Source organism: Streptomyces sp. TLI_053 (assembly GCF_900105395.1).
In the GTDB taxonomy this organism is placed as follows: domain Bacteria; phylum Actinomycetota; class Actinomycetes; order Streptomycetales; family Streptomycetaceae; genus Kitasatospora.
Window position 1 is genome coordinate 3,027,098 of record NZ_LT629775.1, and the last position, 25,995, is coordinate 3,053,092.

Sequence of the window (25,995 nt, forward strand, 5' to 3'; positions counted from 1 at the left end):
GCTCCCACAGCGCAGCACCGGCGGAACTGTCGGTATCCGACAATCCGGCCCGGGGCGGATTTCCCGCCATCGCCCCACGTGGCGGGGCCGTATTGTCGTGTCCACTGAGCCGCACGTCCGGGAACCCGGCAGCGGGGCACGCCCGTTGTGCCCCCTGGTGCGGCACGAGCCGGGGCCGCCGCACCGGGGCCGACCCGGGCCCACGGCCGGACACGGGCCCCGGCGACGACGATGCGGAGCGCGGAATGAGCGAGGCACAGGCCGGGACGACCCACCGGCGCGGACGACTGGCGGCCCTGGCCGCACTGGCGGTCGGCGCGGGGGCGGTCGCCTGGGCGCTGCGCGACCTGCCGGCGGCGTTCGGCCGGCGGCCGGACGGCGAGCGGGAGGAGCGGCTGCGCAACTCCCCCCAGTACCGGGACGGCGTCTTCCACAACGCGCCCTCCGAGCTGGCCCGGCCGGCCGCGCAGGCGGGCATCGACGTGGAGACGGTGCGCCGGGCGCTGTTCCAGCGCGACGGCCGCACCCCCAGCCACCCGGTGCCCACCGTCCGCCCGGCCGAGGGCGCCGGGCCGGCCGCCGAGGGCGTGGCGGTCACCTGGTACGGGCACGCTTCGGCGCTGGTCGAGATCGAGGGCACGCGGGTGCTGCTCGACCCGATCTGGAGCGAGCGGTGCTCCCCCTCCGCGCAGGTCGGCCCGCGCCGGCTGCACCCGGTGCCGGTGGAGCTGGAGGAGCTGCCGCAGGTGGACGCGGTGCTGATCTCGCACGACCACTACGACCACCTGGACATGGCGACCGTCCGGCGGCTGGTGCGCAGCCAGTCCGCGCCGTTCGCGGTGCCGCTCGGCATCGGCGCCCACCTGCGCCGCTGGGGCGTGCCCGAGCACCGGATCATCGAGCTGGACTGGAACGAGACCTGCACGCTGGGCGAGCTCACGGTCACCCTGACCTCCGCCCACCACTTCTCCGGCCGGGGCCTGACCCGCAACACCACGCTGTGGGGCTCCTGGGTGATCGCCGGCCCCAACCGCCGGGTCTACTACACCGGCGACTCCGGCTACTTCGAGGGCTACGCGCGGATCGGCGCCCAGCACGGCCCGTTCGACGCCGCACTGGTGCAGGTCGGCGCGTACGACCCGGCGTGGGCCGACATCCACATGACGCCGGAGGACGCCGTGCTCGCCCACCGCGAGCTGGACGCCGGGCTGCTGGTCCCGGTGCACTGGTGCACCTTCAACCTGGGCCTGCACCCGTGGGCCGAGCCGATCGAGCGCCTGCTGGTGGCGGCCAAGGACCAGGGCGTGCCGCTGGCGGTGCCGCGTCCGGGCGAGCGGGTCGACGTCGACAACCCGCCGGAGCCGGACGGCTGGTGGGAGGGCGTCGCCTGAGCCGGGCGGATCAGGGCGGGTCAGGGCGGGTCAGGGCGGGGGCCGCGCCGAGGGAGCCGGGCAGGTCAGGGCGGGTCAGGGCGGGGGCCGCGCCGAGGGAGCCGAGCAGGTCAGGGCGGGTCAGGGCGATTCCGGGCGGGGGCCGCGCCGAGGGAGCCGCGCCGGAAGGAATGCGCTGGCCGAAACCCCTGCGACGGGTCATGATGCCGTGCGGGTACCCCCGTTCACCCGGGGGTCCTGCACCACCGTCCCCCCGACCAGGGAGCCCGATTGCCTCCGCTGCCCCCGACCAGCACGCCCCCGGCCCCCGGCGGCGCCGCCCGGCGTACCGTCGACCCGCTCTTCCTCGGCCTGCCGCTGCGCGCGCTGGCCGACGCCGCTCTCACCCGGGCGCGTGAACTCGGCGCCGACCACGCCGACTTCCGCCTGGAGCGGGTGCGCAGCGCCTCCTGGCGGCTGCGCGACGCCCGCCCGGCCGGCACCTCTGACAGCGTCCAGCTCGGCTTCGCCGTCCGGGTGCTGCTGGACGGCGCCTGGGGGTTCGCCGCCGGGGTGGACCTCACCCCGGACGCGGCGGCCCGGGTGGCCGAGCAGGCCGTCGCGGTGGCCCGGCTCTCCGGCGGGATCAGCCGGGCCGCGGGGTCGGAGGAGCGGGTCGAACTGGCCGCGGAGCCGGTGCACCGTGACGTCACCTGGGTGTCCGCGTACGACGTGAACCCCTTCGAGGTGCCGGACGCCGAGAAGACGGCGCTGCTCGCCGGGTGGAGCTCCCGGCTGCTGGCCGCCGAGGGCGTCTCCCACGTCCAGGCGACCCTGCTGACCGTGCAGGAGAACAAGTTCTACGCGGACACCGCCGGCACCGTCACCACCCAGCAGCGGATCCGGCTGCACCCGGAGCTGGAGGCCACCTCGGTGGACGGTCGCACCGGCGCCTTCGAGTCGATGCGCACCCTCGCCCCGCCGGTGGGCCGCGGCTTCGAGTACCTCACCGGCACGGGCACCGGCACCGCCTGGGACTGGGACGCCGAACTCTCCGAACTGCCCGTCCTGCTGGCCGAGAAGATGCGGGCGCCGAGCGTCGAGGCGGGCCGCTACGACCTGGTGATCGACCCGTCCAACCTGTGGCTGACCATCCACGAGTCGATCGGCCACGCCACCGAGCTGGACCGCGCGCTCGGCTACGAGGCCGCCTACGCCGGCACCTCCTTCGCCACCTACGACAAGCTCGGCTCGCTGCGCTACGGCTCCGAGCTGATGCACGTCACCGGTGACCGCACCGCCGAGCACGGCCTGTCCACCATCGGCTACGACGACGAGGGGGTGGCCGCGCAGTCCTGGGACCTGGTGAAGGACGGGGTGCTGGTCGGCTACCAGCTCGACCGGGCGATGGCCGGGCTCAAGGGCCTCGGCCGGTCCAACGGCTGCGCGTTCGCCGACTCCCCCGCGCACGTCCCGGTGCAGCGGATGGCGAACGTCTCGCTGCAGCCGGCCGCCGACGGCCCGTCCACCGAGGGCCTGTTCGCGGACGTCGAGAACGGCCTGTACATCGTCGGCGACCGTTCGTGGTCGATCGACATGCAGAGGTACAACTTCCAGTTCACCGGGCAGCGCGCCTACGCCATCCGCAACGGCGAACTCGCGGGCCAGGTGAAGGACTTCGCCTACCAGGCGACCACCACCGACTTCTGGGGCTCGATGACGGCGGTCGGCGGCCCGCAGACCTACGTCCTGGGCGGCGCCTTCAACTGCGGCAAGGCGCAGCCCGGCCAGGTCGCCGCGGTCAGCCACGGCTGCCCGTCGGCGCTGTTCCGCAACGTCAATGTGCTCAACACCCAGCAGGAGGCGGGTCACTGATGGCCGCGACGCAGCCCCACGAACTCGTCGAGCTCGCGCTCGGCCTCTCCCGCGCCGACGGCTGCGTGGTGATCGCCGACGAGGAGTCGACCGCCAACCTGCGCTGGGCCGGCAACGCCCTCACCACCAACGGCGTCACCCGGGGCCGGCGGCTCACCGTGATCGCCACCGTGGACGGCGCCGAGGGCACCGCCTCCGGCGCGGTCTCCCGCGAGGCCGTCGTCCCGGAGGAGGTGGCCGCGCTGGTCCTGGCCGCCGAGGAGGCCGCCCGCGCGGCCGGGCCCGCCGAGGACGCCCGGCCGCTGGTCACCGCCGCCGAGCAGACGCCCTCGCCGGACTTCACCGCTCCGCCGGCGGAGACCTCGATCGAGGTGTTCGCCCGGTTCGCGCCCGCCCTCGGCCGGGCCTTCGCCGCCGCGGCCGAACGGGGCGAGCTGCTGTACGGCTTCGCCCGGCACGAGACGGTCACCAGCTACCTGGGCACCTCCACCGGTCTGCGGCTGCGGCACGACCAGCCGACCGGCATGGTCGAGCTGAACGCCAAGACCGCCGACCTGTCCGGCTCGGCCTGGGTCGGCGCCGCCACCCGGGACTTCTCCGACGTGGACGTCGCGGCCCTGCACTCCGAGGCGACCCGGCGGCTCGGCTGGGGCGCCCGGCGGATCGACCTGCCGGCCGGCCGGTACGAGACGCTGCTGCCGCCGTCGGCCGTCGCCGACCTCATGGTCCACCTGTACTGGTCCTCCGGCGGCCGGGACGCCGTCGAGGGCCGGACGGTGTTCTCCCGGCCCGGCGGCGGCACCCGGATCGGCGACAAGCTGACCGCACTGCCGCTGACCCTGCGCTCCGACCCGGCCGAACCGGGCCTGGAGTGCCCGCCGTTCGTGCTGGCGCACGCCAGCGAGGACGAGACCTCGGTGTTCGACAACGGCCTGCCGCTGAGCGCCACCGACTGGATCCGGGACGGCGAGCTGGCCTCGCTGGTCACCAGCCGCCGCTCGGCCGTGCTGGGCGGCCTGCCGGCGCGCCCCGCGGTCGACAACCTCGTCCTGGAGGCGGCCGGCCAGGAGTCCGCGCCGACCCTGGAGGAGATGATCGCCCGCACCGAGCGCGGCCTGCTGCTCACCTGCCTCTGGTATATCCGCGAGGTGGACCCGGCGACGCTGCTGCTGACCGGGCTGACCCGGGACGGCGTCTACCTGGTGGAGAACGGCGAGGTGGTCGGGGCGGTCAACAACTTCCGCTTCAACGAGTCGCCGGTGGACCTGCTCGGCCGGATCACCGAGGTGGGCCGGACCGAGCGCTGCCTGCCGCGCGAGTGGAGCGACTGGTTCACCCGGACGGCGATGCCGCCGGTCCGGGTCACGGGATTCAACATGAGTTCGGTCAGCCAGGCCTCGTAGCCGGGCGGCCTGGAAGGGGGGACGACGGTGATGGACGAGAAGCGCACGGTCAGGACGAGCAAGATGCTGTCGCGGATCCTGCGGCACGAGCCGGAGCGGGCCGGGATCACCCTGGACCCGGCCGGCTGGGTGCGGGTGGACGTCCTGCTCGCCGCGCTGGCGGCCGGGGGCACCCGGCTGAGCAGGGCGGAGCTGGACCACGTGGTGGCGACGAACAACAAGCGCCGCTTCGCCTACTCGCCGGACGGCCTCTCGATCCGGGCCAGCCAGGGGCACACGGTGGCGGTCGACCTCGGTCTGGCCGCCGCCGTACCCCCGCCGGTGCTGTTCCACGGCACGGCGACCCGGAGCCTGGGGGTGATCCTCCGGGAGGGCCTGCGTCCGATGGCCCGGCAGGACGTCCACCTGTCCGCGGACTCCGCGACCGCGACCCGGGTGGGCTCCCGGCACGGCCGCCCGGTGGTGCTGGTGGTGGACGCGGCCGCGATGGCCGCCGCGGGCCACGAGTTCCGGGTGAGCGACAACGGGGTCTGGCTGACGGACGCGGTGCCGCCGGAGTACCTCTCCCGGCCTCTTTGAGGCGTGTCCGCCGACCCGGTCTCGTCGCCCGGCCCCTCCGGGCGTACCGTGAGGTGGCCGTGCGGCGAGGCGCGCGGGTGCGTGGACGAGGGCGGTAGGGACATGGGCAAGAGCACCGGGGCCGGACAGGTCCACCGGATCACGGGGGCCCGCAGCAGCCTCACCGAGGACGTCCGGGGCCGCCAGCGCCGCTACGTGGCGTCGATGCTGCTGCGGACGGTCTGCGTCCTGCTCGCCGTGGTGCTGTGGGACGTGCAGCGGTGGCTGGCGCTCGCGGCACTGGCGGGCGGGGTGCTGCTGCCGTACTTCGCGGTGCTGCTCGCCAACGCCGGCCGGGAGCGCGCGCCGGGCCTGCCGTCCACCTTCGACGTACCGCCGGAGACGCCGCTGATGCTGGGCCCCGGGGGCACCGGTGGACGAGGGGCGAATGTGACTCACGGTGCCGACGGGGCGGGCCGTGTGCCCACCGATCCTTCACAGAATCAGAGCTGAGCGCCCGCTTTGCCCGGCTTTCCCTCGTTTGCCTGAGCGGAAAGCTCAAAAGAACCTCAGATTAATCATGCAAGACCTCCCCATACCCGGTCCCTACCGTGACATACTGCGTACGCGCTCCGCATCCCCCGTCGGAGCGACGGACCGACGCCGGGCGGCTCCCCCCGTGGCTGCCCGGCGTCGCCATGTGTTCTCCCGGTCCGGCTCCCCCGCCCTCCTCCCGGGAGGAACGGCTCCGGAGCGTGACAGACTGGCGGTGACCATCCCCCGCCGATCACGTGCCGATCCGCCGCCGACCGCCCCGAGGACGACTCCGATGCTGCTCCCCGACGCCCCTCAGCCGCAGAGCCCGATCTGCTCCGCCAAGGGCTGCCGCGCGGACGCCGTCTGGGTCCTGGTCTGGAACAACCCCAAGCTGCACACCCCGGACCGCCGCAAGACCTGGCTCGCCTGCGACGAGCACCGCGAGCACCTCTCCCAGTTCCTGGGCGTCCGCGGTTTCCTCAAGGAGGTCCTCCCCTTCGCCGGGTGGACCCCCGACGCGGGCTGAGCCCCGACGCGGGCCGAGCCTCCGGGGACCCCGCGCCAGAGCTTGACCCGGCCCTTCGGAACGGGCTTCAGCCGCCGATCGCCGACATCGGGCGGTCGGGCTGATGGAACTCCGGGCTGTCGATCCCGGCGCCGGCCTTCTTGCCCCACATCGCCGTACGCCAGCGGGCGGCCAGTTCGGCGTCGTCGGCGCCGGAGCGCAGGGCGGCGCGCAGATCGGTCTCGCCGGTGGCGAAGAGGCAGTCGCGGATCTGGCCGTCGGCGGTGAGCCGGGTGCGGTCGCAGGCGCGGCAGAACGGACGGGTCACCGAGGCGATCACCCCGACCCGGCCCGGCCCGCCGTCCACCAGCCAGCGTTCGGCGGGGGCCGCGCCCCGGGCCGAGGACGGTTCGGGGGTGAGGTCGAAGCGGGCGGACAGCCGCTCCAGGATCTCCTCGGCGGTGATCATCGAGGAGCGGTCCCAGCCGTGCTGGGCGTCCAGCGGCATCTGCTCGATGAACCGCAGCTCGTAGCCGCGCTCCAGGCACCAGGCGAGCAGCGCGGGCGCCTCGTCCTCGTTGACCCCGCGCATCAGCACCGCGTTGAGCTTGACCGGGGTGAGCCCGGCGGCCTCGGCGGCGGCCAGGCCGTCCAGGACGTCCTGGTGACGGTGCCGCCGGGTGAGGGTGTGGAAGGTGTCCGGGTCGAGGGTGTCGAGCGAGACGTTGACCCGGTCCAGGCCCGCCGCGCGCAGCGCCGTCGCGGTGCGGGCGAGGCCGATGCCGTTGGTGGTGAGCGAGAGCTCGGGGCGCGGTTCGAGGGCGGCGCAGGCCTGGACGATGCCGACCAGTCCGGGGCGCAGCAGCGGCTCGCCGCCGGTGAAGCGGACCTCCTGGACGCCGAGGTCGCGCACCGCGATCGTCACCAGCCGGACGATCTCCTCGTCGGTGAGCAGTTCGGGCTTGGCCAGCCACTGGAGACCCTGCTCCGGCATGCAGTAGGTGCAGCGCAGATTGCACCGGTCGGTCAGGGAGACCCGCAGGTCGACGGCGCGGCGGCCGAAGGTGTCGAGCAGCACGGCGGTCCCTTCCCGAGTAGAGGTGCCGCCTGGTGGGCGGCCGGCCCGGCCACCGTCACGGCGGGGCCGGGCCAGCTTAGTCACCACCTGTTCGTCAGTGGGCGCCCAGCCCGGTCAGCGAGCGGACCTCCAGTTCAGCGTACTTCGCCGGGTCGGCCTGCTCACGGGAGAGCACGGTGCCGAGCCAGCCCGCGAGGAAGCCGACCGGGATCGAGACCAGGCCGGGGTTCTCCAGCGGGAACCAGTGGAAGTCGGAGTGCGGGAAGAGCGAGTTCTTCCCGCCCGAGACCACCGGCGAGAAGAGCACCAGCACCACCGAGGTGACCAGTCCGGCGTAGACGGAACTGACCGCGCCGACCGTGTTGAACCGCTTCCAGAAGAGCGAGAACAGCAGGGTGGGCAGGTTCGCCGAGGCGGCGACCGCGAAGGCCAGGGCGACCAGGGCGGCGGTGTTGAGCTTGTCGGCGAACAGGCTGAGCGCGATCGCCACCGCGCCGATCCCGGCGGCGGCCCACTTGGCCACGTACACCTCCTGGCGCTCGGAGACCTTGCCGCGCCGGATGACGTTGGCGTAGAGGTCGTGGGCGAAGGAGGCCGAGGAGGCGAGGGTGAGCCCGGCGACCACGGCGAGGATGGTGGCGAAGGCGACCGCGGAGATCACCGCGAGCAGCACGGCGCCGCCGGTGGTGCCCGCGCCGCCGCCCAGGTTCTCGGCGAGCAGCGGGGCGGCGGTGTTGCCCGCCGCGTTGGAGGCCTTGATGGTCTTCGGGCCGACCAGCGCGGCGGCGCCGAAGCCGAGCGCGAGGGTCATCAGGTAGAAGCCGCCGATGATCCCGATCGCCCAGAGCACGGACTTCCGGGCCGCCTTGGCGGTGGGCACGGTGTAGAAGCGGACCAGGATGTGCGGCAGGCCGGCGGTGCCCAGTACCAGCGCGAGGCCGAGGCTGAGGAAGTCGAGCTTGCTGGTGCCGGTGGCGCCGTACTTCAGCCCCGGCTCCAGGAAGGCGTTGGCCTTGCCGCTGGCATCGGCGGCGGCGCCGAGCAGGCTGGAGATGTTGAAGTGGTACTTGGCCAGCACCAGGAAGGTCATCAGCGCGGTGCCGGCGATCAGCAGCACGGCCTTGACGATCTGCACCCAGGTGGTGCCCTTCATGCCCCCTATGGCGACGTAGAGGACCATCAGCGCGCCGACCGCGACGATGGTCCAGCGCTTGGCGCCGTCACCGCTGACCCCGAGGAGCAGGGCGACCAGACTGCCCGCGCCGACCATCTGGGCCAGCAGGTAGAAGATCGACACCACGATGGTGGAGATGCCGGCGGCGGTGCGCACCGGGCGCTGGCGCATCCGGAAGGCCAGCACGTCGGCCATGGTGTAGCGGCCGGAGTTGCGCAGCGGCTCGGCGACCAGCAGCAGGGCGACCAGCCAGGCGACCAGGAAGCCGATCGAGTACAGGAAGCCGTCGTAGCCGAACAACGCGATGGCTCCGGCGATGCCGAGGAACGAGGCCGCGGACATGTAGTCGCCGGAGATGGCGAGGCCGTTCTGGAAGCCGGAGAAGCCCCGGCCGCCGGCGTAGAAGTCGGCGGCGTCCTTGGTCTGGCGGCCGGCCCAGACGGTGATGCCGAGGGTGGCGAGCACGAAGATCCCGAACAGGGTCATCGTCAGGCCGCGGTGGTCGGTGGCTGATGTGGCGAGCAGGTTCATTCGGCGGCCTCCCGGGGGGCGTGGACGACGGCGCCGCGCGCCTCGCGGATGACGGCCGCGGGCGGGTCGAGCCTCCGGGCGGCGTAGCGCGCGTACCAGGCCGCGATGGCGAACGTGGTGAGGAACTGGAGCAGCCCGAGGACGAGGGCGACGTTGATGTGCCCGACGACCCGGGTGCCCATCAGGCCCGGGGCGTAGCTGGAGAGCAGGACGTAGAGCAGGTACCAGAGCACGAATCCGATGGTGACCGGGAACGCGAAGCTCCGGAACGAGGACCGTAGGGCGCGGAACTCCGCACTCTCCTCGATGAGTTGGGTTTCGGTGGCGGTGGTGTCGATCGGCGGCGATTCCACTCTGACTCCTCACTCGTTCGGCGTAGTGGTCGCACCAGTGGAACGATCGGACGTGAGCGGCGTCACAGTCCGGATGCGCGCCGCGCAATGCTAGGAGGGTGGCGCGTAAGCCGAAAGGGTTTGACCGTGACCAGCCAGACGTTCACCCCTCTGCACTAACCGATTGGCCGAAAACCACCGTATCCGGGCAAACGAAAGGGGCGACACCGGTCATTTCGGCGCCGCCCCGATCATCCGTCAGGACTACTTCGTCACAGGCCCGTCGAGGGCCCCGGGTCAGAACGTGATCCGCACCTTCAGCGCGGAGCGGTCGGTCATCGCCCGGTAGCCGTCCGGAACGCCGTCCAGGTCGACCGTGCGGTCGAAGACCAGGCCCGGCTCGATGGCACCGGACAGGACGTCGGGGAGCAGCTCGGGGATGTAGGCGCGGGCCGGCGCGACGCCGCCGTTGAGCGAAACGTTTCGGCCGAACATCTGACCGATGTCGACGCCCGCACTGCCGCCGTGCGGCACACCCACGTAACCGACCGCGCCGCCGTCCCGGGTGATCGACACCGCGGTGCGCATCGACTCCTCGGTGCCGACCGCCTCCAGCACCGCGTGCGCGCCCTGCCCGCCGGTCAGCTCGCGCACCGCCTCGATCGCCGCCTCGCCGCGCTCGGCGACCACGTCGGTCGCGCCGAACCGGCGGGCCAGGTCGGTCCGGGCCGTGTGCCGGCCCAGCGCGATGATCCGCCCGGCCCCCAGCCGGTGCGCGGCCAGCACCCCGCACAGACCGACCGCGCCGTCCCCGACCACCGCGACCGTGGAACCCTCCCGGACCCGCGCCGACACCGCCGCGTGGTGACCGGTCGCCATCACGTCCGACAGCGCCAGCAGACCCGGCAGCAGCTTCTCGTCGCCCAGCGCCTCCTTGGGCAGCTTCACCAGGGTGCCGTCCGCGAACGGCACCCGCACCGCCTCGCCCTGCCCGCCGTCCGAACCGACCTCGCCCCAGAAACCGCCGTGCGGGCAGGAGGTCTGCAGGCCCTCGCGACAGAAGTCGCAGGTGCCGTCGGACCAGACGAACGGCGCCACCACCAGGTCGCCCGGGCGGAAGCCGCGGACCTCGGCGCCGGCCTCCTCGACCACACCGAGGAACTCGTGCCCGATCCGCTGCCCGGCCACCCGCGAGGCGACACCGCGGTACGCCCACAGGTCGCTGCCGCAGATGCAGGCGTTCACCACCCGCACCACGACGTCGGTCGGCTGCTGCACGACCGGGTCCGGCACCTGTTCGATCCTGATGTCGTTGGGGCCGTGGATGACGGTGGCGCGCATGAGGGTTCGTCCTTCGCAGAGGTGTCCGCAGGGGTGGCGCGGACGACCGGAAAACAATCGACCAGATGTACGACGACTGCACCGCCCACTCTATTCCGGCCGGTCCCCGGCAACATTCCGGACAGCGGCGGACCGGGGCCGACCCGGCCGGACCGCCCGCCGCGACCGCCGACGGGCCGTATTCTGTTGCACCATGTACGCGATCCAGCCCGAGACCCCCGGCGCAGCTCCGCGGACCGCCCCCCTCCCCGGCCAGCGGTCCGCCGCGCCCGACGCCGGCTACGCGGTGGTGGACGTCGAGACCACCGGCCTCGGCCGGACGGACCGCGTCATCTCGGCGGGCGTCTACCAGCTGGACGAGGAGGGCGAGGTCACCGACCACTGGTACACCCTGGTCAACCCCCAGCGCGACCCCGGCCCGGTCTGGATCCACGGCCTCACCGCCGACCAGCTGGTCGGTGCCCCCACCTTCCCGGAGATCGCCGGCGAGTTCGCCGAGCGGCTGCGCGGCCGGGTCCTGGTCGCCCACAACGCGCTCTTCGACTGGAACATGATCTCCCGCGAGTTCTCCCGGGCCGGCCTGCACGCCCCGGTCGACCAGCGGCTGTGCACCATGGTGCTCGCCCGCGACCTGCGGCTGCCGCTGCCCAACGGCAAGCTCTCCTCGCTCGCCGCGTACTTCGGCGTGCAGCAGCGCCAGGCGCACAACGCGCTCGACGACGCCCGGGTCCTCGCCGAGGCCTTCCGCCCCAGCCTGCACCTGGCCCGCTCGGGCGGCGTCCCGCTGCCGCTCCAGTCCTGCGTGGCCGTCACCGACCTCGGCGAGGACGCGCCCGCCTCCCCCTCCCGGGCCTCCTGGACCGGCGCGGCCTACCGCCAGGCCAAGAAGCGCCCGCCGTGCCCCTACCCCAACCCGGGGCGCTGGGAGGACGGCAGTCCGCTGGTCCAGGGCATGCGGGTGGCCTTCACCGGCGACACCGCCACCGACCGGGAACTGCTGGAGGACCGCGCCGTCGAGGCCGGCCTGCACATCGCCACCTCGGTGAGCCGGCTCACCAGCCTGCTGGTGACCAACGAACCGGGCAGCTGGAGCGGCAAGGCGCGCCGGGCCCGCGAGCTCGGCACCCCCGTCGTCGGCGAGGACGCCTTCCTCCAGTTGCTGCGCGAGGTCGCCCCGCACCCCGGTGCGTGAGCCCGTTGTGAACAGGGCGTACCGTGCCCATGTGTACCGTTTTCTGCTCTCCCGGCGCTGGCTGATCACCCTCCTGATCGCCCTGCTGCTGATCCCCACGACCGTCCGGCTGGGGTTCTGGCAGCTGCACCGCCACGAGGCGCGGGTGGACCGCAACGAGCTGATCGCCCGGTCCCTCACCGACCCGCCCGTGCCGTTCGACACCCTGTCGGCGGCGCCCGGCTTCGCCGTCCCCAAGGACCTCACCTGGCGGACCGTGACGGCCACCGGGCAGTACGACCCGGCGCACGAGTTCGTGGTCCGCAAGCGGACCGACTCCAGCGGCGACAAGATCGGCTACTTCGTGATCACCCCGCTGGTGCTCGCCGACGGCGCCGGCACCGTCCTGGTCAACCGGGGCTGGGTGGCCTCCGGCACCTCCGCCGTCGACTACCCCGCCGTCCCCGCCGCCCCGGCCGGCCCGGTCTCCCTGACCGGCCGGCTGCGCGCCGACGAGGCCGCCACCGGCAGCCTCAAGGACCGGGCCGGACTGCCGGACCGGCAGTTCAACCTGATCAGCTCCACCCAGCAGGCCAAGGACACCGGCGCCGCCCTGCTCGGCGGCTACCTGGAGCTCACCGCCACCGAGCCGGCCCCCGGCGACCAGCCCGAGCTGCTGCCCGAGCCCAACCACTCCGACATCGGGCCGCACATGGCGTACGCGATCCAGTGGTGGCTGTTCACCGCGCTGATCCCGGTCGGATTCGTGGTGATGGCGCGGCGCGAGGCCAAGGACCGCCGCAAGGAGGCCGGGGAGGCCGAGGGCCTGGCGGTCGCCGTCCCGGCCTGATCCCCCGGCCGCCCCGCCCGGTCCCCCGACCACCGGGTCCGGACCCACGACCACCAGGTCCGGACCCGCCGCCGTCCCGTCCCGGACCGGACCGGACCGGACCGGACCGGCGACCGTCAGAGCACGTCCTCCAGATCGCGCAGCAGCCGGGCCTTGGCCCGCGCCCCGACCACCGCCTTCACCGGCTCACCGCCGCGGAACACCATCAGCGTCGGCATCGACAGCACCCCGTAGGCCGCCTGGGTCTCCGGATTGTGGTCCACGTCCAGGCTGACCACCGTCAGCCGGTGCGCCTCCTCCCGGGCGATGTCCGCCAGGACCGGCGCCATCTGGCGGCACGGCGGGCACCAGTCCGCCGTGAAGTCCACCAGCACCGGCCCCTCGGCGGCCAGCACCTCGGCGGCGAAGGTCCCGTCCGTCACCGCCGTCACTCCCGCGATCCGCGTCATGCTCTACCTCTCCCCTGTGTTCCGGTCGGGGGCCGCGGACGCGGCCCACTCGCACAACGGCGGCTCCGCGGCGGCCCCGGCCGCCAGCGCGTCACGCTCCCGCTCCGCCCGGGCGAACTGCTCGGACACCCGGGAGCGGACCTCCTGCAGCCGGGCGATGCACTCGTCCAGCTCGGACAGCTTCCTCCGGTAGACGTCCAGCGAGGCCGGGCAGGAGTCGCCGTGCGGATGCCCCGCCTGCAGGCACTCGACGAACGGCCTGGTCTCCTCCAGCCCGAAACCGAAGTCCTGGAGGGTGCGGATCTGCCGGAGCAGCCGCACGTCCTCCTCCCCGTACGCGCGGTACCCGTTGCCGGTCCGACGGGCCGGGAGCAGCCCGAGCTGCTCGTAGTACCGCAGTGCCCGGGTGGTCGTCCCCGCCCGCTTCGCCAGTTCACCGATCCGCATGTCCGGACCCTGCCCTTCCGGCAGCCGTCCGAACGCCGCCTGGACCGACGGTAGACCTTGACGCCGACGTCAACGCCAGCGGCCGCGTCGGCCTCCGTGGCCGGCCCCGCCGCGCCCCCTACCTCCGGCCCCGACCCACCCGGCAGGATGTCCCCATGGATCTTGGACTGCAGGACAAGGTGTACGTGGTCACCGGGGCGACCCGGGGCCTGGGTCTGGCCACCGCCCGCGAACTCGCCGCCGACGGCGCCCGGGTACTGGTCACCGGCCGCGGCGCCGCCGCCGTCGACGCCGCCGTGGCCGGACTCACCGCCCTCGGCGGCGGACCGGACGCGGTGCACGGACTGGTGGCCGACAACGCCGACCCCGGCACCGCCGAACGGCTGGTCGCCGCGGCCGTCGAACGCTTCGGACGCCTCGACGGCATCCTGATCAGCGTCGGCGGACCGCAGGCCGGACCGGTCGCCACCGCCCCCGAGGAAGCCTGGCGGGACGCCTTCGAATCCGTCTTCCTCGGCGCCCTGCGGATCGCCCGCGCCGCCGCCGCGGCCCTCGGCGAGGGCGGGGTGATCGGCTTCGTGCTCTCCGGGTCGGTCCGCCAGCCCGTCCCCGGCCTCGGCATCTCCAACGGCCTGCGCCCCGGCCTGGCGATGGCCGCCAAGTCGCTGGCCGACGAACTCGGACCGCGCGGCATCCGGGTGGTCGGCCTGCTCCCGGCCCGGATCGACACCGACCGGGTCCGTGAGCTCGACGCGCTCGGCGGCGACCCGGAGGCCTCCCGCGCCCACCACAGCGCCGCGATCCCGCTCGGCCGCTACGGCACCCCGGAGGAGTTCGGCAAGGTCGCCGCGTTCCTGCTCTCCCCCGCCGCCTCCTACCTCACCGGTGTGATGGTCCCGGTCGACGGCGGCGCCCTGCGCGGCCTCTGAGCCGCCGCCGGGCCAACGGTCCGTGGCGGGGGTCCGTGGCGGGGGTCCCCGAGCGGTCAGACCACGCGCGGCCGCTTGTTCCGCCGGTGCTGACGCCCGGTGACCTCCGGCCGGGCCGCCACCACCCGGATCCGCAGCTCCGCCGGCAGCTCCGGCAGCCCCAGACTGGCCCGCGCCCCGGTGCGCGGGCCGGTCTCGAAATGCTCCGCGAGCGCGGCCGGATCACCGCCCGGGGTCATCCGCACGACCGCCCGCAACCGGGGGTGCCGCCGCCCCCGCACCAGCCGGACACCCACCCGCTCGACCTCCGGCAGGGCGACCGCGCCGCTCTCCACCACCTCCTCCAGGGCCCGGGTGCGCAGCCGCAGCCGCAACCCGGGCACTCCCGGTGTCGGCAGCGGGACGGTCGTCGGGCCGCTGCGGCGCAACTGCGCCAGCAGCCACCAGCCGGTGCCCAGCACCAGCAGGGAGAGTCCACCGATCACCACCGGCCACCACCAGGACCGGTCCTCCCAGCGGGTGCGCGCGCGGGCACCGAGCACCGGCCGGTCGGGCGAGGCGAGCGGCCAGCCGGACGGCGGGTCCAGGCCGAGCCGCCGGTACAGGTCGAGCCCGCCGAGCAGCGCCAGCAGCCCGGCCACCAGCAGCACCGCCCCGACCACCCCCAGCAGCAGCCGGTTGACCGCCGTCCGGCTCACCCGCCACCACCGCCCCGCGCCGGAGCCTCCGGCCCGCCGGCACCCGGCGTGCCGTTCTGCGCCGTGCCGCCGTCCGCCGTGCCGCCCTGCGCCGCACCGCCGTCCGCCGCACCGCCGTCCGACGCGCCGCCTTCCGCCACGCCGTCCTCCCGCACCGACTCCTCCTCCGGTACCGGGCCGGCTCCGGCCCGCCGACCGCGGCCCGCCGTCCGCACGTCCAACCGCAGCGGCCCGGCCAGGGTGACCGCCGCCAGCTCCTCGCGCAGCTGCCGCTGCACCGAGGCCGGATCGGCCGGTCCGACCAGCGCGATCCGCACCCGGCGCCGGTTGACCCGCACCTTGAGGTGCTCCACACCCGGCAGCCTGGCCGCCCGGTCGGCCAGCAGGGCGGCCACACCGGACCGGTCGATGGCCGCCGCCGTGTCCCCGTGCGGGCGCAGCGGCAGCCAGCGGCCGAGGCCGGGGGCGAGCGCCAGCCAGAGCAGCCAGCCGCCCAGCGCGGTCGCCGCCCCGGCGCCCAGCAGGACCACGAGATCGTCCGGGTGCCGGGCGGCCAGCTCGTCGGCGAGGTCCGTACGCCACTGCCGGGCCGGCTGCCCGGCCCGCACGGCCACCACGTCGTACAGCAGCGCCACGGCCAGGACCAGCAGCACGGTGGCCACCACGACGGCGGCCGTGGTGCGCGGCGCCCGCAGCCGGGGCACCTTCGCCGCCCGTTCGGCCGCCGGGTCCTCCGGGGCTCCGCCGGCGGACGGCTGCTCCCCGTCCGCTCCGCTCATACCCGTCCCTCCGGGCCCCGACGGCCGGGCCGGCGCACGACGAGGTCCGCCCGCCGCACGGCGGGCCCGGTCATCCAACAACCGCCGTGACAGGCCGGCCCGCCGCCCGGCCCCGGCCGACCCCGGCCCCAGCCCGGCCCGGTGCCGCCACCGCAGTGGCCGCCGGACGCCCAGACCTCCCGCCGGCCCACCCCGGCGCTCCGCCAGGTACTCATCCCGCCGCCTCCGGCACCAGGTGCTCGACCACCACGACGACCTCGGCCACCCGGGTGGCCGTCAGGGCGCGGACGTCGGCGCCGATCCGGTCACGGACGGCACGGGCCAGGGCGGTGAGATCCGCGGGGAACGGCAGGTCGACGGCGACCCGCACAGTGACCGGGGCACCCGGCGTGGACGCCCGGTCCACCGAGACGGTGGGCGGCCCGCCGCGCGCGCTCCGCCCCTGCCAGGCATCGGCGAGCGCCTCCCGGGCGGCCCTGGCGGCGATCCGGGCGTAGACCCGGTCGGCGATCCGCAACCGGCCGCGCGTGCCGGGATCCCCGTGCGCGGGCGCGGGGACGAGGGCCGCCATCAGCGGCGCCGGTCGCGGCTGCGCAGCAGGTCGCCGAGCTCGCCGAGCTCGATGTCGCCCTCCAGCAGACGGCCGACCACGAATCCGACCACCCCCAGCGCGGCCACCAGCAGGAAGGCCGCGAACCCGCCGAAGTATCCGGCGAAGCCCAGGGCCATTCCCACCACCAGGCCGACGATGGCCAGGTTCATGCGTTCCACCTCGTCTTCCGCTGCGGGCTACTTCAGCTTGGGGCGCTGGCCGGAGGAGGGGGGCTCCTCTTCCTCCTCCACCACGTCGGGCTCGTCGGGCAGGTGGACGTCGTTGACGGCGATGTTCACCTCGACGACCTCGAGACCGGTCATCCGCTCGACCGCGTCCACGATGTTCTCCCGCACCTGGCGGGCGAGTTCGGGGATGACGACGCCGTACTCGACGACCAGCGCGATGTCGATGGCGGTCTGCTTCTCCCCCACCTCGGCCTTGATGCCACGCCCGATGCTGCTGCGCCCGCCGGGGACCCGGTCCCGCATCGCCCCGAAGGTGCGGGCGAGGCCGGAGCCGAGGGCGTGGATTCCGCTGACCTCGCGCGCGGCCATCCCGGCGATCTTCTCGACCACGCCGACGGCCAGCGCGGTGCGGCCGCGCTCGGCGACCGCCGTCGCGCCGTCGGCGCCCGTCGAGGACGCGGCACCGGCCGAGGGGTTCTTGTGCAGGGTGGCGGGCGTCGGAGTGTCAGGCATGGCTCATCTCCCGTTGTGCGGCTCCAGCTATATCGCAAATCGCTCCAACTCTGGCATTTCGCCACGGTTCCCGCCCCCGGAGCAGCCGGACGGACGGACGGATCGGGTGGGCAGCGGGAGGCGGGCGGGCAGCCGTCCGCCGGGCCCCTCCGTGCGTCCGTCCGCACCGCCCCGCCTGATCCGGTGATCCGGCAAAACTTTGCAAAGTGCGACTTTGCAAAGTGCCGCCCACCCGAACGGACGCGCACACGGACGGACGGGCGCATGGAGGGGCCCGGCGGACGGCCGGACGGCCCGACGGACGAAAAAGCCCGGGCCCGTGGGAGATCCCACGGGCCCGGGCCCCTCGAGCAGCTGTTTGCAAAGACCTCTCGCGTCCGAGGGGACTTTGCAAAGTCACACTTTGCAAAGTCTCCTCGGGCACCGGGGCGGGCGTTCCGACCGCCCCGGGGGGTGCCGTCAGTCGCCGAGGCCGGCCAGGTCGCGGAGCCGGCGGGCCTGCGCCGCCCGTTCGGCCGAGCGCTGCTCGTCGTAGGAGCGGCCGGCAGCACCCTGGAGCAGGGCCTTGGTCTCGATGACCGCGTCGCGCGGCGCGGCGAGCAGGGCGGCGGCGAGGTCGCGGGCGGCGGCGTCCAGCTCGGCGGCCGGGACGGCGAGGTTGGCCAGGCCGATCGCGGTGGCCTCGTCGGCGCCGACCCAGCGGCCGGTGGCGCAGATCTCCAGCGCCCGGGCGTAGCCGACCAGGTCGGTCAGCGGCTTGGTGCCGGCGAGGTCGGGGACGAGGCCGAGCGAGGTCTCCTTCATGGAGAACTGGACGTCCTCGGCGACCACCCGCAGGTCACAGCCGAGGGCGAGCTGGAAACCCGCGCCGACGGCGTGGCCCTGGACGGCGGCGAGGGTGACCAGGTCGGACCGGCGCCACCAGGTGAAGGCCTCCTGGTAGCCGGCGATGGTGGCGTCGAGCTCCTTGTCCTCGGCGGCGGCCAGCTGGAGGAAGCTGGGCTCGCCGGGGATGCCCTCGGGACTGAACATCGCGCGGTCCAGGCCGGCGGAGAAGGAGACGCCCTCGGCGCGGAGCAGTACCACCCGGACGTTCCCGGGCAGCTCGCGGCCGACCGAGGCGAGGGCGCGCCACATCGCGGGGGACTGCGCGTTGCGCCGCGCGGGCTGACAGAGGGTGACGACGGCGAGGTCGCCGTCGATCTCCAGGCGAACGCCGTCCTGCTCCCGGATCGGGGTCTGCGGATCGGTGGCGGGAGCGGTCATGCGGGGACCTCCGGTGGCGAGGGTGCTTGGCTACCGGAGAGTAACAAAACTGACGGCGCAGCGGCAGGGGCCCACGGCCGATCGTCGCGCGGCGGCCTGCGACCGGGTCACGGCCGGGCCGCGACATGACGATCGGCGGCCGGTTCGCTCTGGCCGGGGGCGGGCGATCGACGGTCGCCTTCCCGGTCGGCGCCCTGCCGCCGAGTCATCCGTCCGATGAAGTGACGGGGCGTCAGGAACCGGCCCCGGCTGCGGCTTTGTTCTTGCCCCGCGTAGCACCGCCGCGGCCCCGGAGGATCACCCCGGATTCGCTGAGCATTCGGTGCACGAAGCCGTACGAGCGACCGGTCTCCTCCGCGAGGGCGCGAATGCTCGCCCCGGAGTCGTACTTCTTCTTGAGATCGGCCGCGAGCTTCTCACGCGCGGCACCGGTTACCCGGCTGCCCTTTTTCAGAGTCTCGGCCACCCGTGCCTCCTCGTAGCGTTGCTCGGTCAGATTCCCATGATCACCCATCCACCGCGTCCTGGCCACCCATTCGACAAGGTCCATGTCTGGAATGGGCGGTCCTGCGGTGGTGATCCGAGCGCACAAGGGCGCTCACGCTGAGTGCACGCCCCCGGAGGTCTACCGCCGTTCGGAGCGAATGGGCTGATCAGCAGCGTGGGCCCGCCCACGATCGAGTGGTGGGCTGACGGAAGCTCCTCAAACGGAATGCGCGACCCCTTCATTCCCGGACACGCCGGAAGGAGTAGTTTTTCTGGCGCAGAAAGCGGAGGAAGCGTCTACCGCCGGCCGGACGGGAACACGAAGGCCCGGTCGTCCGTACGGACGACCGGGCCCTGACGTGGCGGAATCAGGCCAGCGAGACCAGGTCGGCGTAGGCCGGGCTCCAGAGGTCCTCGACGCCGTCGGGGAGCAGGATGATCCGCTCCGGCTGGAGCGCGTCGACCGCGCCCTCGTCGTGGGTGACCAGCACGACCGCGCCGCTGAACTCGCGCAGCGCACCGAGGATCTCCTCGCGGCTGGCCGGGTCCAGGTTGTTGGTCGGCTCGTCGAGCAGCAGCACATTGGCGCTGGAGACCACCAGCGAGGCCAGCGCGAGCCGGGTCTTCTCGCCGCCGGAGAGCACCCCGGCCGGCTTGTCGACGTCGTCGCCGGAGAACAGGAACGAACCGAGGATCTTGCGGATCTGCACCAGGTCGGTGTCGGGTGCCGAGGAGCGCATGTTCTCCAGCACCGTGCGCTCCGGGTCCAGGGTCTCGTGCTCCTGGGCGTAGTAGCCGATCTTCAGGCCGTGGCCCGGGATCACCTCGCCGGTGTCCGGCTTCTCCACCCCGGCGAGCATCCGCAGCAGGGTGGTCTTGCCGGCGCCGTTGAAGCCCAGCACGACGACCCGGGAGCCCCGGTCGATGGCCAGGTCGACGTCGGTGAAGATCTCCAGCGAGCCGTAGGACTTGGACAGCCCGCTGGCGGTCAGCGGGGTCTTGCCGCACGGGGCCGGGTCCGGGAAGCGCAGCTTGGCGACCTTGTCGTTCATCCGGACCTGCTCCAGGCCGGAGAGCAGCTTGTCGGCGCGGCGGGCCATGTTCTGCGCGGCCACGGTCTTGGTGGCCTTGGCGCGCATCTTGTCGGCCTGCGCGTTGAGGGTCGCGGCCTTCTTCTCGGCGTTGGCGCGCTCGCGCTTGCGGCGCTTCTCGTCGTCCTCGCGCTGCTGCTGGTACTGCTTCCAGCCCATGTTGTAGACGTCGATCGCGGAGCGGTTGGCGTCCAGGTAGAAGACCTTGTTGACGACCGTCTCGACCAGCTCGACATCGTGCGAGATGACGATGAAGCCGCCCTTGTAGGTCTTCAGGAAGTCCCGCAGCCAGACGATCGAGTCGGCGTCGAGGTGGTTGGTGGGCTCGTCGAGGAGCAGCACGTCGGAGTCGGAGAACAGGATCCGGGCCAGCTCGACGCGGCGGCGCTGACCGCCGGAGAGGGTGTGCAGCGGCTGGTTGAGGATGCGGTCCGGCAGGCCCAGCGCGGCGGCGATGGTGGCGGCCTCGGCCTCGGCGGCGTACCCGCCCTTGGTGAGGAACTCGGTCTCCAGGCGCGCGTACTTCTTCATCGCGTTCTCCTGGGTGGCGCCCTTGCCGTTCGCCATCCGGTCCTCGTTCTCGCGCATCTTCTTCAGCACGGTGTCGAGGCCGCGGGCGGAGAGGATGCGGTCCTTGGCCAGGACGTCGAGGTCGCCGGTGCGCGGGTCCTGCGGCAGGTAGCCGACCTCGCCGGAGCGGATCACGCTGCCGGCCGCGGGGATGCCTTCGCCGGCCAGCACCTTGGTCAGCGTGGTCTTGCCGGCACCGTTGCGCCCGACCAGGCCGATCCGGTCACCGGCGGCGACCTTGAAGTTCGCGGACTCGATCAGGATCCGGGCGCCGGCGCGCAGTTCGAGGCCGTTGACGGAAATCATGGCTGGGCACTACTCCTGGGACGTGGGCGGGCGACCGGACGGGCTCGGGCCGGGGCGGCGGGAAGGGGCGTCGTCGACGGGGTTCGGCGGACCGCTCGGGGCGGTGCCGCGCACCCGCTAGTGCCCGGAGAGAACAGCCATGACGGCAAGTCTACCGGGCCGCGCGCGCGGCCCCGGAGGAGCCGCCCGCCCGGGGCACCGGGCGGGCCCCGGCCGGGCGGGACCGGGGGCCGGCCGCCGGCCGCTAACGGGCCTGCGGGCTGTCCGCGTCCGGTGCCGCGCAGCCTCCGGCCGGGGGGACGGCGGCGAACGGCTCGGCCACGCTGCCGCAGGCGGCCTCGGGGGCTGCGGCCCAGGTGTCGAAGACCCGCGGGGCGACGATCGGGCCGTCCGAGATCAGTACCCGGCGCCCGTCGAGCGCCTTCATCGAGACGCCGGGACCGGCGTTCAGCTGCCAGCCGGTGCTGTCCAGCCGGTAGCCGGAGATGCCGCCGGAGACCTGCTGCCCGGTGCTGTTGGCGCAGCTGCGCGGGACCAGCACCGCGTAGTCGGTGGCGACCGTGCGCTCCGGGTCGTAGACGCAGTTGCCGGCGGGCTTGGAGTTGTAGCGCAGGTCGCCGTCGGCGTCCCGGAAGCCCATGGTGAGCTGGGGCGTGACCACGGCCACCCAGGGCGTGGTCTGCTGGACGGTGCGCAGCGCGGCGGCGGCCCGCTCGGTGGCCAGTTGCTTGCGCTGCTCCTCGGTCCGCTTGTCGGCGCCCGGCTCGCCGGCGCCGCGCAGCCAGTCCGCGAGGCCGGGTACCGCCCGGTGCCAGCGGACCTGCTGGTCGCCGGGGCGCACCGAGGTGACCAGGCCGTCGTCCCAGACGACCACGGCGTTCTCGCCCGCGGTCGCCAGGTAGAGCGCGGTGGCGCCCTCCCGCTGGTAGGACCAGGCGTGCTCGCCGGTGGCCCGGTGGTAGGCCTCCAGGCCGGGGCCGACCCGCAGGTCGAGGTCGGCGGCGTCGAGGGTCGCGGTGGCGTCGGTGCTCGGGTCCGTGGCGCTCCGTGCGGCCACCCGGTCGCCGAACGGGACCGGCTTGTTGGCGTGCGCGGCGGCGCCCGCCACAAGGACCAGCAGCACCGCCAGGGCAGGCAGGATCGATCGGGGGCTGAGGGCGCGCGACTTCCAGGACACGGGCGGAGCGTACCTTTCGGCGGCCGCGCGAGTCAGCCGCGATTCGCCGTGCCGCCGAACGGCGCAGGCGCTCGGGCCGGCTGCGCGCGGGTCTCCCGTACCCGCCCGGCGACCTGCGCCGTCGGGCCCGGAGGGCCTCCGGGCGGGGCCGCGCGGTAGGGCTCCCGGGACGGTCAGGACTGTTACGGAGGTGATACACGGCACACCGCCGGACGGCGTTCGAATATCGCCCACTTTAGGGTGACATTCGGCTTTTCCTCGGCCGGGCGGCCCTACTGTCGGCAATCGGGACACCACCGTGCGTGCCCCTGTCCGCCTCCGCCCAGCCTGCCCCGCCCGCGGCACCGTCCGGGGAACCGCCCGAGGAGAGACCATGCGATTCGGCCGCCTGGCGCTGGCCGCCGCCACCCTGCTGCTGCTCACCACGGCCGGTGTTCCGGCCGGCACGCCGCTGGGCCAGACGGAGCGGCACGCCCTCTCCTCGGACGGGATCTCGCCGCGCGGGGCCGCGCCCCGCCCGGTGGTGCAGCGGCCGCCGCACGAGCCGCCGTTCGGGGCCTTCGTCGGTTCCTGGGACAAGTACATCCCGCAGATCGGGCGGTACTCGCAGTGGCTGGGCAACGCGAACATGCAGGTCGGGCACACCTATCTGGCGGGCAACGGCTGGGCGGACATCGAGGGCGAGCCGGTGGTGCTCGGCCTGTGGTCGCAGTGGCGGCTGGCGGACCCGTCCCGGATGCTGATCCTCGGCGTGCCGATGCTGGTGCCGAACGAGGCCGGTGTGCCGGACGGCGAGGTGGCGCGGCTGCTGGCCCAGGGGGCGCGCGGTGACTTCGACCGGCATTTCCTGAAGCTGGCCCGGCGTCTGGTCGCGCTCGGCGGCGCGGACACGGTGCTCACGCTCGGCTGGGAGATGAACGGCGTCACCTACACGCACCGCTGCAAGCCCGATCCGGCCGCCTGGAAGACGTACTGGCGGCGGATCGTCACGGTGATGCGTTCGGTGCCGGGGCAGCGCTTCCGGTTCGACTTCACGCCGAACCGGGGGCTGGACGCGATCCCGTGGACGAAGTGCTACCCGGGGGACGACGTGGTCGACATCCTGGGCATGGACAGCTACGACCAGCCGGCCGGCGGGACCTTCGACGACTACGTGCGCGAGCCGTACGGGCTGCAGGACCAGGTGGAGTTCGCGGCCAAGCGCGGCAAGCCGGTCTCGTACCCGGAGTGGGGGCTGTTCCGGAACGGGGACAACCCGGAGTTCGTGCAGCGGATGGTCGAGTGGATCCGGACCCACGACACCGCGTACCAGACCGTCACCGACTACTGCCCGCACGGGTTCTGGCAGTGCGACCGGAACCCGCGGGCCGGTGCCCGGTTCAGGCAGCTGATGGCCGGCTCGAAGGGGGCCCCGGCGGCGCCGACGCCGCCGCCGGCACCGGTCGCACCGGTGGCGCCGAGCGTCCCGGCGCAGCCGGCGCAGCCCGGTGCGCCGACCGCGCCGCCCTCGCCGTCCGCCACCCCGACGGCGCCGCCGAGCCCCGGGGGGCCGGGCGAGCCGTCGCCGTCGGCGGCGCCGACGGCCCCGGTCAGTCCGACCGCCCCGGCGGTCCCGTCGTCGCCGCCCGCGGTGCCCTCCCCCTCGCCGACCGCCCGGCCGGGGTGGCACTGGTGGCCCTGGTGGTAGTGGGGCGGGCGGTCAGCCGCGGCGGCGGGCGGCCAGCGCCGCCTTGAGCCGCGGCATCCGGGTGCTGAGCAGGTGGACCGCCGCCCGCCGGGCGCGGACGGCGCCGCCCCGGGCCGCGGCCGCCGGGGCGGGGCCGCGCGGGCCGAACAGCAGCCGCTGGTTCGGCAGCCGGTCCGGGCGCCAGCGCTGCTTGTAGGCCTCCTGGCCGCGCAGCAGGCTTATCACCGGGATCCCCGCCGCCAGCGTCTCGTCCAGCGCGGCGCCGAACAGCAGCCCGGCGATGTCCAGCCGCTCGCGCAGCCGGGGGTGCGCGCCGTACAGGTAGAGGCCGCTGTAGGAGGGGCAGAGCAGCACCAGGTTGACCGCCAGCAGTTCGCCGTCCAGCCAGAACCGGTGCACGGCGGCGCCGCCGGCGGCGACCAGTGCCGCGGTGGACTCGGTGAGGTGCCGGGAGAACCGCTCGGTGCGGTGCTCCGGTGTCACCCCGCGCTCCTCCCACTGGACGAAGTGCAGCCGCAGCAGCGCCTCCAGTGCCTCCGGGACCTCCTCGGGGCTCGTCGCGCGCACCTCGACGCCGGATTCGGCGATCCGGCGCAGCTTGACCCGGCTGCGCTGGGCGGTCTTCCCGGGCAGCCGTTTGAGGAGCTGGTCCATCGGGACGGCGGGCAGGTACTGGCAGAGCGAGTCGGTGAAGCGGTGGCGCCGGCCGCGCCACTGCTCGAAGACCCGCTGGACGGCCGCCTCCGGGTGGACCTCGCGCAGCTCCAGGCTGTGCCAGGGGCGGGTGAGCGGGAGGGCGGCGGCGAACTCGGCGGCGGCCCGGTCGGCGCAGGCGTCGTCGAGCAGGATGTCGGTGAAGTCGACCAGGCCGCCGCCGAGGCCGGTGAGTCCGCCGAGCGGGCCGCCGCGGCGGTGGAAGGCGCCCGCGCCGACCAGCAGGCCCTCGCGCCGCACCAGCAGCACGACCAGGGCGCCGGGGCGGCCGTAGTGGCGCCACCAGGAGCGCTGCCAGGCGGCGGTCTGGAAGGTGGTGGCCGTGCGGCAGCGGGCGGCCAGGTCGTCCCACTCCTCGGCGAGGGTGTCGAGGGCGTCGTCCTCGCGGCGCAGCTCGGTGGTCCAGCGGGGCGAGCGGGCCTGGGCGGGGAGGCCCGCGGTGGGGGTGACGGCCTCGGTGCTCATCGTCCGCCCCCCGCCGTCGTCCCGGCCCGGGCCTCGGCCCGCGGCTCGGTCGTGGGACCGGTGCCCGCCCCGGCGGGCCCGGCCTTCGCCGTTCCGGACCTCTCGGCCCCGGACTTCGCGGCCCCGGACGTCGCGGACCCGGGCTTCGCGGTACCGGACTTCGCGTTCCCGGGCTTCGCGGTCGCGGCATCGGTCGGCCCGGACGGGCCGGCGGGGTCGGGGTCCGGTTCGGCGGCGCGCGGGCGCGGGGCGGTCGCGGGACCGGACCCGGCGGGCAGTTCCTCGGCAGCGGTCCCGGTCCCCCGGCGGCGGGTCATCATCACCAGCGCGCCGATCAGTACCCCGGCCGCGCCGCCGACCGCGACGTCCAGCTTGCCGGAGGGCGTGGTCGGCCGGTCCGGTTCGGCGGCGGCCGCCAGCGGGACCAGGCGGACGCCGGTCTCCTTGCTGCTGCCGTTGGCGAACGCCACCAACGAACGCGCGACCGCGTCCGCCGCCAGGACCGCCTCCCCGGGCTCGGCGCCGGTGCCGGTGATCTCGATCATCGGGGCGTCCGGCGAGGTGGTGCCGTGCACCAGGCTCTCCAGTTCGCCGCGGCTGTGCCCGGTCTCGGCGGCGGCCGCCGCGAGCACCTGCGGCTGGCCCGCCAGCCGGCCGTACGCCTGGGCGAAGTTGACCGCGGTGGCGGCCTGGCCCTGGGCGTCGGGCACCACGATCACATAGGAGTTGGCGGCGTACGAGGGGTGGGCGACGACGGCGTACCCGGCGCCGGCGGCGGCGCCCAGCGGCACCGCGAGGGCCATCGGCCACCATCGGCCGACGAGCCGACGGGCACTGCGGCGCGATTCGCTCATGGGGACTCCTTGGCTATGAGGGCCGCCCGGCCGGCGGCCCGGTGTCTGCGGGGGTGCTG

The 25,995-nt window shown here is 74.3% G+C and carries 27 protein-coding genes; 10 read left to right on the forward strand and 17 right to left on the reverse strand.

The genetic code is table 11. The features are described 5' to 3' along the window. Nucleotides 1–245: 245 nt before the first annotated feature. From BLU95_RS11770 to BLU95_RS11795, 6 genes are all read left to right on the forward strand, one after another. A complete protein-coding gene (locus BLU95_RS11770; protein ID WP_093859978.1) occupies nucleotides 246–1,391 on the forward strand; it encodes an MBL fold metallo-hydrolase in 1,146 nt (381 codons plus the stop codon). A gap of 279 nt (nucleotides 1,392–1,670) precedes the next feature. Continuing rightward, nucleotides 1,671–3,245, forward strand: a complete 1,575-nt coding sequence (locus BLU95_RS11775) for a TldD/PmbA family protein (RefSeq protein ID WP_093864810.1) — start codon at nucleotides 1,671–1,673, stop codon at nucleotides 3,243–3,245. After that, complete coding sequence (locus BLU95_RS11780; protein WP_093859979.1) at nucleotides 3,245–4,648, forward strand: metallopeptidase TldD-related protein; 1,404 nt, start codon at nucleotides 3,245–3,247, stop codon at nucleotides 4,646–4,648. Before BLU95_RS11775 ends, BLU95_RS11780 begins: the two co-directional genes overlap by 1 nt. Before the next feature lie 30 nt (nucleotides 4,649–4,678). Further along, the gene (locus BLU95_RS11785) at nucleotides 4,679–5,227 is read left to right on the forward strand and encodes an RNA 2'-phosphotransferase (RefSeq protein ID WP_093859980.1); all 549 of its coding nucleotides are present in this window, start codon (nucleotides 4,679–4,681) and stop codon (nucleotides 5,225–5,227) included. 102 nt (nucleotides 5,228–5,329) lie between these two features. Beyond that, on the forward strand, nucleotides 5,330–5,719 hold the full coding sequence (locus tag BLU95_RS11790; protein ID WP_093859981.1) for a DUF3099 domain-containing protein: 390 nt from the start codon (nucleotides 5,330–5,332) through the stop codon (nucleotides 5,717–5,719). Between the two features lie 316 nt (nucleotides 5,720–6,035). Then, nucleotides 6,036–6,269 carry a hypothetical protein gene (locus BLU95_RS11795; RefSeq protein WP_093859982.1) on the forward strand — a complete coding sequence of 78 codons (234 nt, stop codon included), beginning with the start codon at nucleotides 6,036–6,038 and terminating at the stop codon, nucleotides 6,267–6,269. Between the two features lie 67 nt (nucleotides 6,270–6,336). Here BLU95_RS11795 and moaA read toward each other — a convergent pair whose 3' ends face one another. From moaA to BLU95_RS11815, 4 genes are all read right to left on the reverse strand, one after another. Continuing rightward, nucleotides 6,337–7,326, reverse strand: coding sequence for a GTP 3',8-cyclase MoaA (gene moaA, locus BLU95_RS11800; protein WP_231978527.1), 990 nt, complete (start codon nucleotides 7,324–7,326; stop codon nucleotides 6,337–6,339). A 94-nt stretch (nucleotides 7,327–7,420) separates the two neighbouring features. Next, nucleotides 7,421–9,031, reverse strand: coding sequence for a monocarboxylic acid transporter (locus tag BLU95_RS11805; RefSeq protein ID WP_093859983.1), 1,611 nt, complete (start codon nucleotides 9,029–9,031; stop codon nucleotides 7,421–7,423). Further along, nucleotides 9,028–9,384, reverse strand: coding sequence for a DUF485 domain-containing protein (locus BLU95_RS11810; RefSeq protein ID WP_093859984.1), 357 nt, complete (start codon nucleotides 9,382–9,384; stop codon nucleotides 9,028–9,030). Before BLU95_RS11810 ends, BLU95_RS11805 begins: the two co-directional genes overlap by 4 nt. A gap of 276 nt (nucleotides 9,385–9,660) precedes the next feature. After that, nucleotides 9,661–10,704: a zinc-dependent alcohol dehydrogenase family protein gene (locus BLU95_RS11815; RefSeq protein WP_093859985.1), complete on the reverse strand. Its 1,044-nt coding sequence runs from the start codon at nucleotides 10,702–10,704 to the stop codon at nucleotides 9,661–9,663. Between the two features lie 193 nt (nucleotides 10,705–10,897). Between BLU95_RS11815 and BLU95_RS11820 the strand changes: the two genes are divergently transcribed. Further along, a complete protein-coding gene (locus BLU95_RS11820) occupies nucleotides 10,898–11,896 on the forward strand; it encodes a DEDDh family exonuclease (protein WP_093859986.1) in 999 nt (332 codons plus the stop codon). A gap of 31 nt (nucleotides 11,897–11,927) precedes the next feature. Continuing rightward, nucleotides 11,928–12,725, forward strand: a complete 798-nt coding sequence (locus BLU95_RS11825; protein ID WP_093859987.1) for an SURF1 family cytochrome oxidase biogenesis protein — start codon at nucleotides 11,928–11,930, stop codon at nucleotides 12,723–12,725. Nucleotides 12,726–12,841: 116 nt separating this feature from the next. Here the strand turns inward: BLU95_RS11825 and trxA are convergent, their stop codons facing one another. Both trxA and BLU95_RS11835 read right to left on the reverse strand, forming a co-directional pair. Further along, nucleotides 12,842–13,174: a thioredoxin gene (gene trxA / locus BLU95_RS11830; protein ID WP_093859988.1), complete on the reverse strand. Its 333-nt coding sequence runs from the start codon at nucleotides 13,172–13,174 to the stop codon at nucleotides 12,842–12,844. 3 nt (nucleotides 13,175–13,177) lie between these two features. Beyond that, complete coding sequence (locus BLU95_RS11835; protein WP_093859989.1) at nucleotides 13,178–13,621, reverse strand: MerR family transcriptional regulator; 444 nt, start codon at nucleotides 13,619–13,621, stop codon at nucleotides 13,178–13,180. A 155-nt stretch (nucleotides 13,622–13,776) separates the two neighbouring features. Between BLU95_RS11835 and BLU95_RS11840 the strand changes: the two genes are divergently transcribed. Then, nucleotides 13,777–14,550: an SDR family oxidoreductase gene (locus BLU95_RS11840; RefSeq protein WP_093859990.1), complete on the forward strand. Its 774-nt coding sequence runs from the start codon at nucleotides 13,777–13,779 to the stop codon at nucleotides 14,548–14,550. Nucleotides 14,551–14,606: 56 nt separating this feature from the next. On the opposite strand, the gene BLU95_RS11845 is transcribed toward BLU95_RS11840, so the two are convergent. The 9 genes from BLU95_RS11845 to BLU95_RS11885 form a co-directional block, all read right to left on the reverse strand. Further along, on the reverse strand, nucleotides 14,607–15,248 hold the full coding sequence (locus BLU95_RS11845) for a hypothetical protein (protein WP_093859991.1): 642 nt from the start codon (nucleotides 15,246–15,248) through the stop codon (nucleotides 14,607–14,609). After that, nucleotides 15,245–16,027 carry a DUF6286 domain-containing protein gene (locus tag BLU95_RS11850; RefSeq protein WP_093859992.1) on the reverse strand — a complete coding sequence of 261 codons (783 nt, stop codon included), beginning with the start codon at nucleotides 16,025–16,027 and terminating at the stop codon, nucleotides 15,245–15,247. The genes BLU95_RS11845 and BLU95_RS11850 overlap by 4 nt, the downstream gene beginning before the upstream one ends. 211 nt (nucleotides 16,028–16,238) lie before the next feature. Next, the gene (locus tag BLU95_RS11855; protein WP_093859993.1) at nucleotides 16,239–16,598 is read right to left on the reverse strand and encodes a hypothetical protein; all 360 of its coding nucleotides are present in this window, start codon (nucleotides 16,596–16,598) and stop codon (nucleotides 16,239–16,241) included. Then, on the reverse strand, nucleotides 16,598–16,789 hold the full coding sequence (locus BLU95_RS11860; protein WP_030398276.1) for a hypothetical protein: 192 nt from the start codon (nucleotides 16,787–16,789) through the stop codon (nucleotides 16,598–16,600). The genes BLU95_RS11855 and BLU95_RS11860 overlap by 1 nt, the downstream gene beginning before the upstream one ends. Before the next feature lie 27 nt (nucleotides 16,790–16,816). Further along, nucleotides 16,817–17,320, reverse strand: coding sequence for an Asp23/Gls24 family envelope stress response protein (locus BLU95_RS11865; protein ID WP_093859994.1), 504 nt, complete (start codon nucleotides 17,318–17,320; stop codon nucleotides 16,817–16,819). 459 nt (nucleotides 17,321–17,779) lie between these two features. Next, nucleotides 17,780–18,586, reverse strand: a complete 807-nt coding sequence (locus BLU95_RS11870; RefSeq protein WP_093859995.1) for an enoyl-CoA hydratase/isomerase family protein — start codon at nucleotides 18,584–18,586, stop codon at nucleotides 17,780–17,782. 232 nt (nucleotides 18,587–18,818) lie between these two features. Continuing rightward, the gene (locus BLU95_RS11875) at nucleotides 18,819–19,052 is read right to left on the reverse strand and encodes a helix-turn-helix domain-containing protein (protein ID WP_030398279.1); all 234 of its coding nucleotides are present in this window, start codon (nucleotides 19,050–19,052) and stop codon (nucleotides 18,819–18,821) included. A gap of 388 nt (nucleotides 19,053–19,440) precedes the next feature. Next, entirely contained in the window at nucleotides 19,441–21,039 is a 1,599-nt protein-coding gene (locus tag BLU95_RS11880; protein WP_030398280.1) for an ABC-F family ATP-binding cassette domain-containing protein, read from the reverse strand. 244 nt (nucleotides 21,040–21,283) lie between these two features. After that, a complete protein-coding gene (locus BLU95_RS11885; protein ID WP_093859996.1) occupies nucleotides 21,284–22,216 on the reverse strand; it encodes a hypothetical protein in 933 nt (310 codons plus the stop codon). A 373-nt stretch (nucleotides 22,217–22,589) separates the two neighbouring features. Here BLU95_RS11885 and BLU95_RS11890 point away from each other — a divergent pair, with 373 nt between their 5' ends. Beyond that, complete coding sequence (locus BLU95_RS11890) at nucleotides 22,590–23,903, forward strand: glycoside hydrolase family 26 protein (RefSeq protein ID WP_107452526.1); 1,314 nt, start codon at nucleotides 22,590–22,592, stop codon at nucleotides 23,901–23,903. Between the two features lie 12 nt (nucleotides 23,904–23,915). Here BLU95_RS11890 and BLU95_RS41435 read toward each other — a convergent pair whose 3' ends face one another. Both BLU95_RS41435 and BLU95_RS41440 read right to left on the reverse strand, forming a co-directional pair. Continuing rightward, nucleotides 23,916–25,082: a GNAT family N-acetyltransferase gene (locus tag BLU95_RS41435; RefSeq protein ID WP_107452529.1), complete on the reverse strand. Its 1,167-nt coding sequence runs from the start codon at nucleotides 25,080–25,082 to the stop codon at nucleotides 23,916–23,918. Further along, nucleotides 25,079–25,936 carry a YveK family protein gene (locus tag BLU95_RS41440; protein WP_159424865.1) on the reverse strand — a complete coding sequence of 286 codons (858 nt, stop codon included), beginning with the start codon at nucleotides 25,934–25,936 and terminating at the stop codon, nucleotides 25,079–25,081. The genes BLU95_RS41435 and BLU95_RS41440 overlap by 4 nt, the downstream gene beginning before the upstream one ends. Between the last annotated feature and the right edge of the window lie 59 nt (nucleotides 25,937–25,995).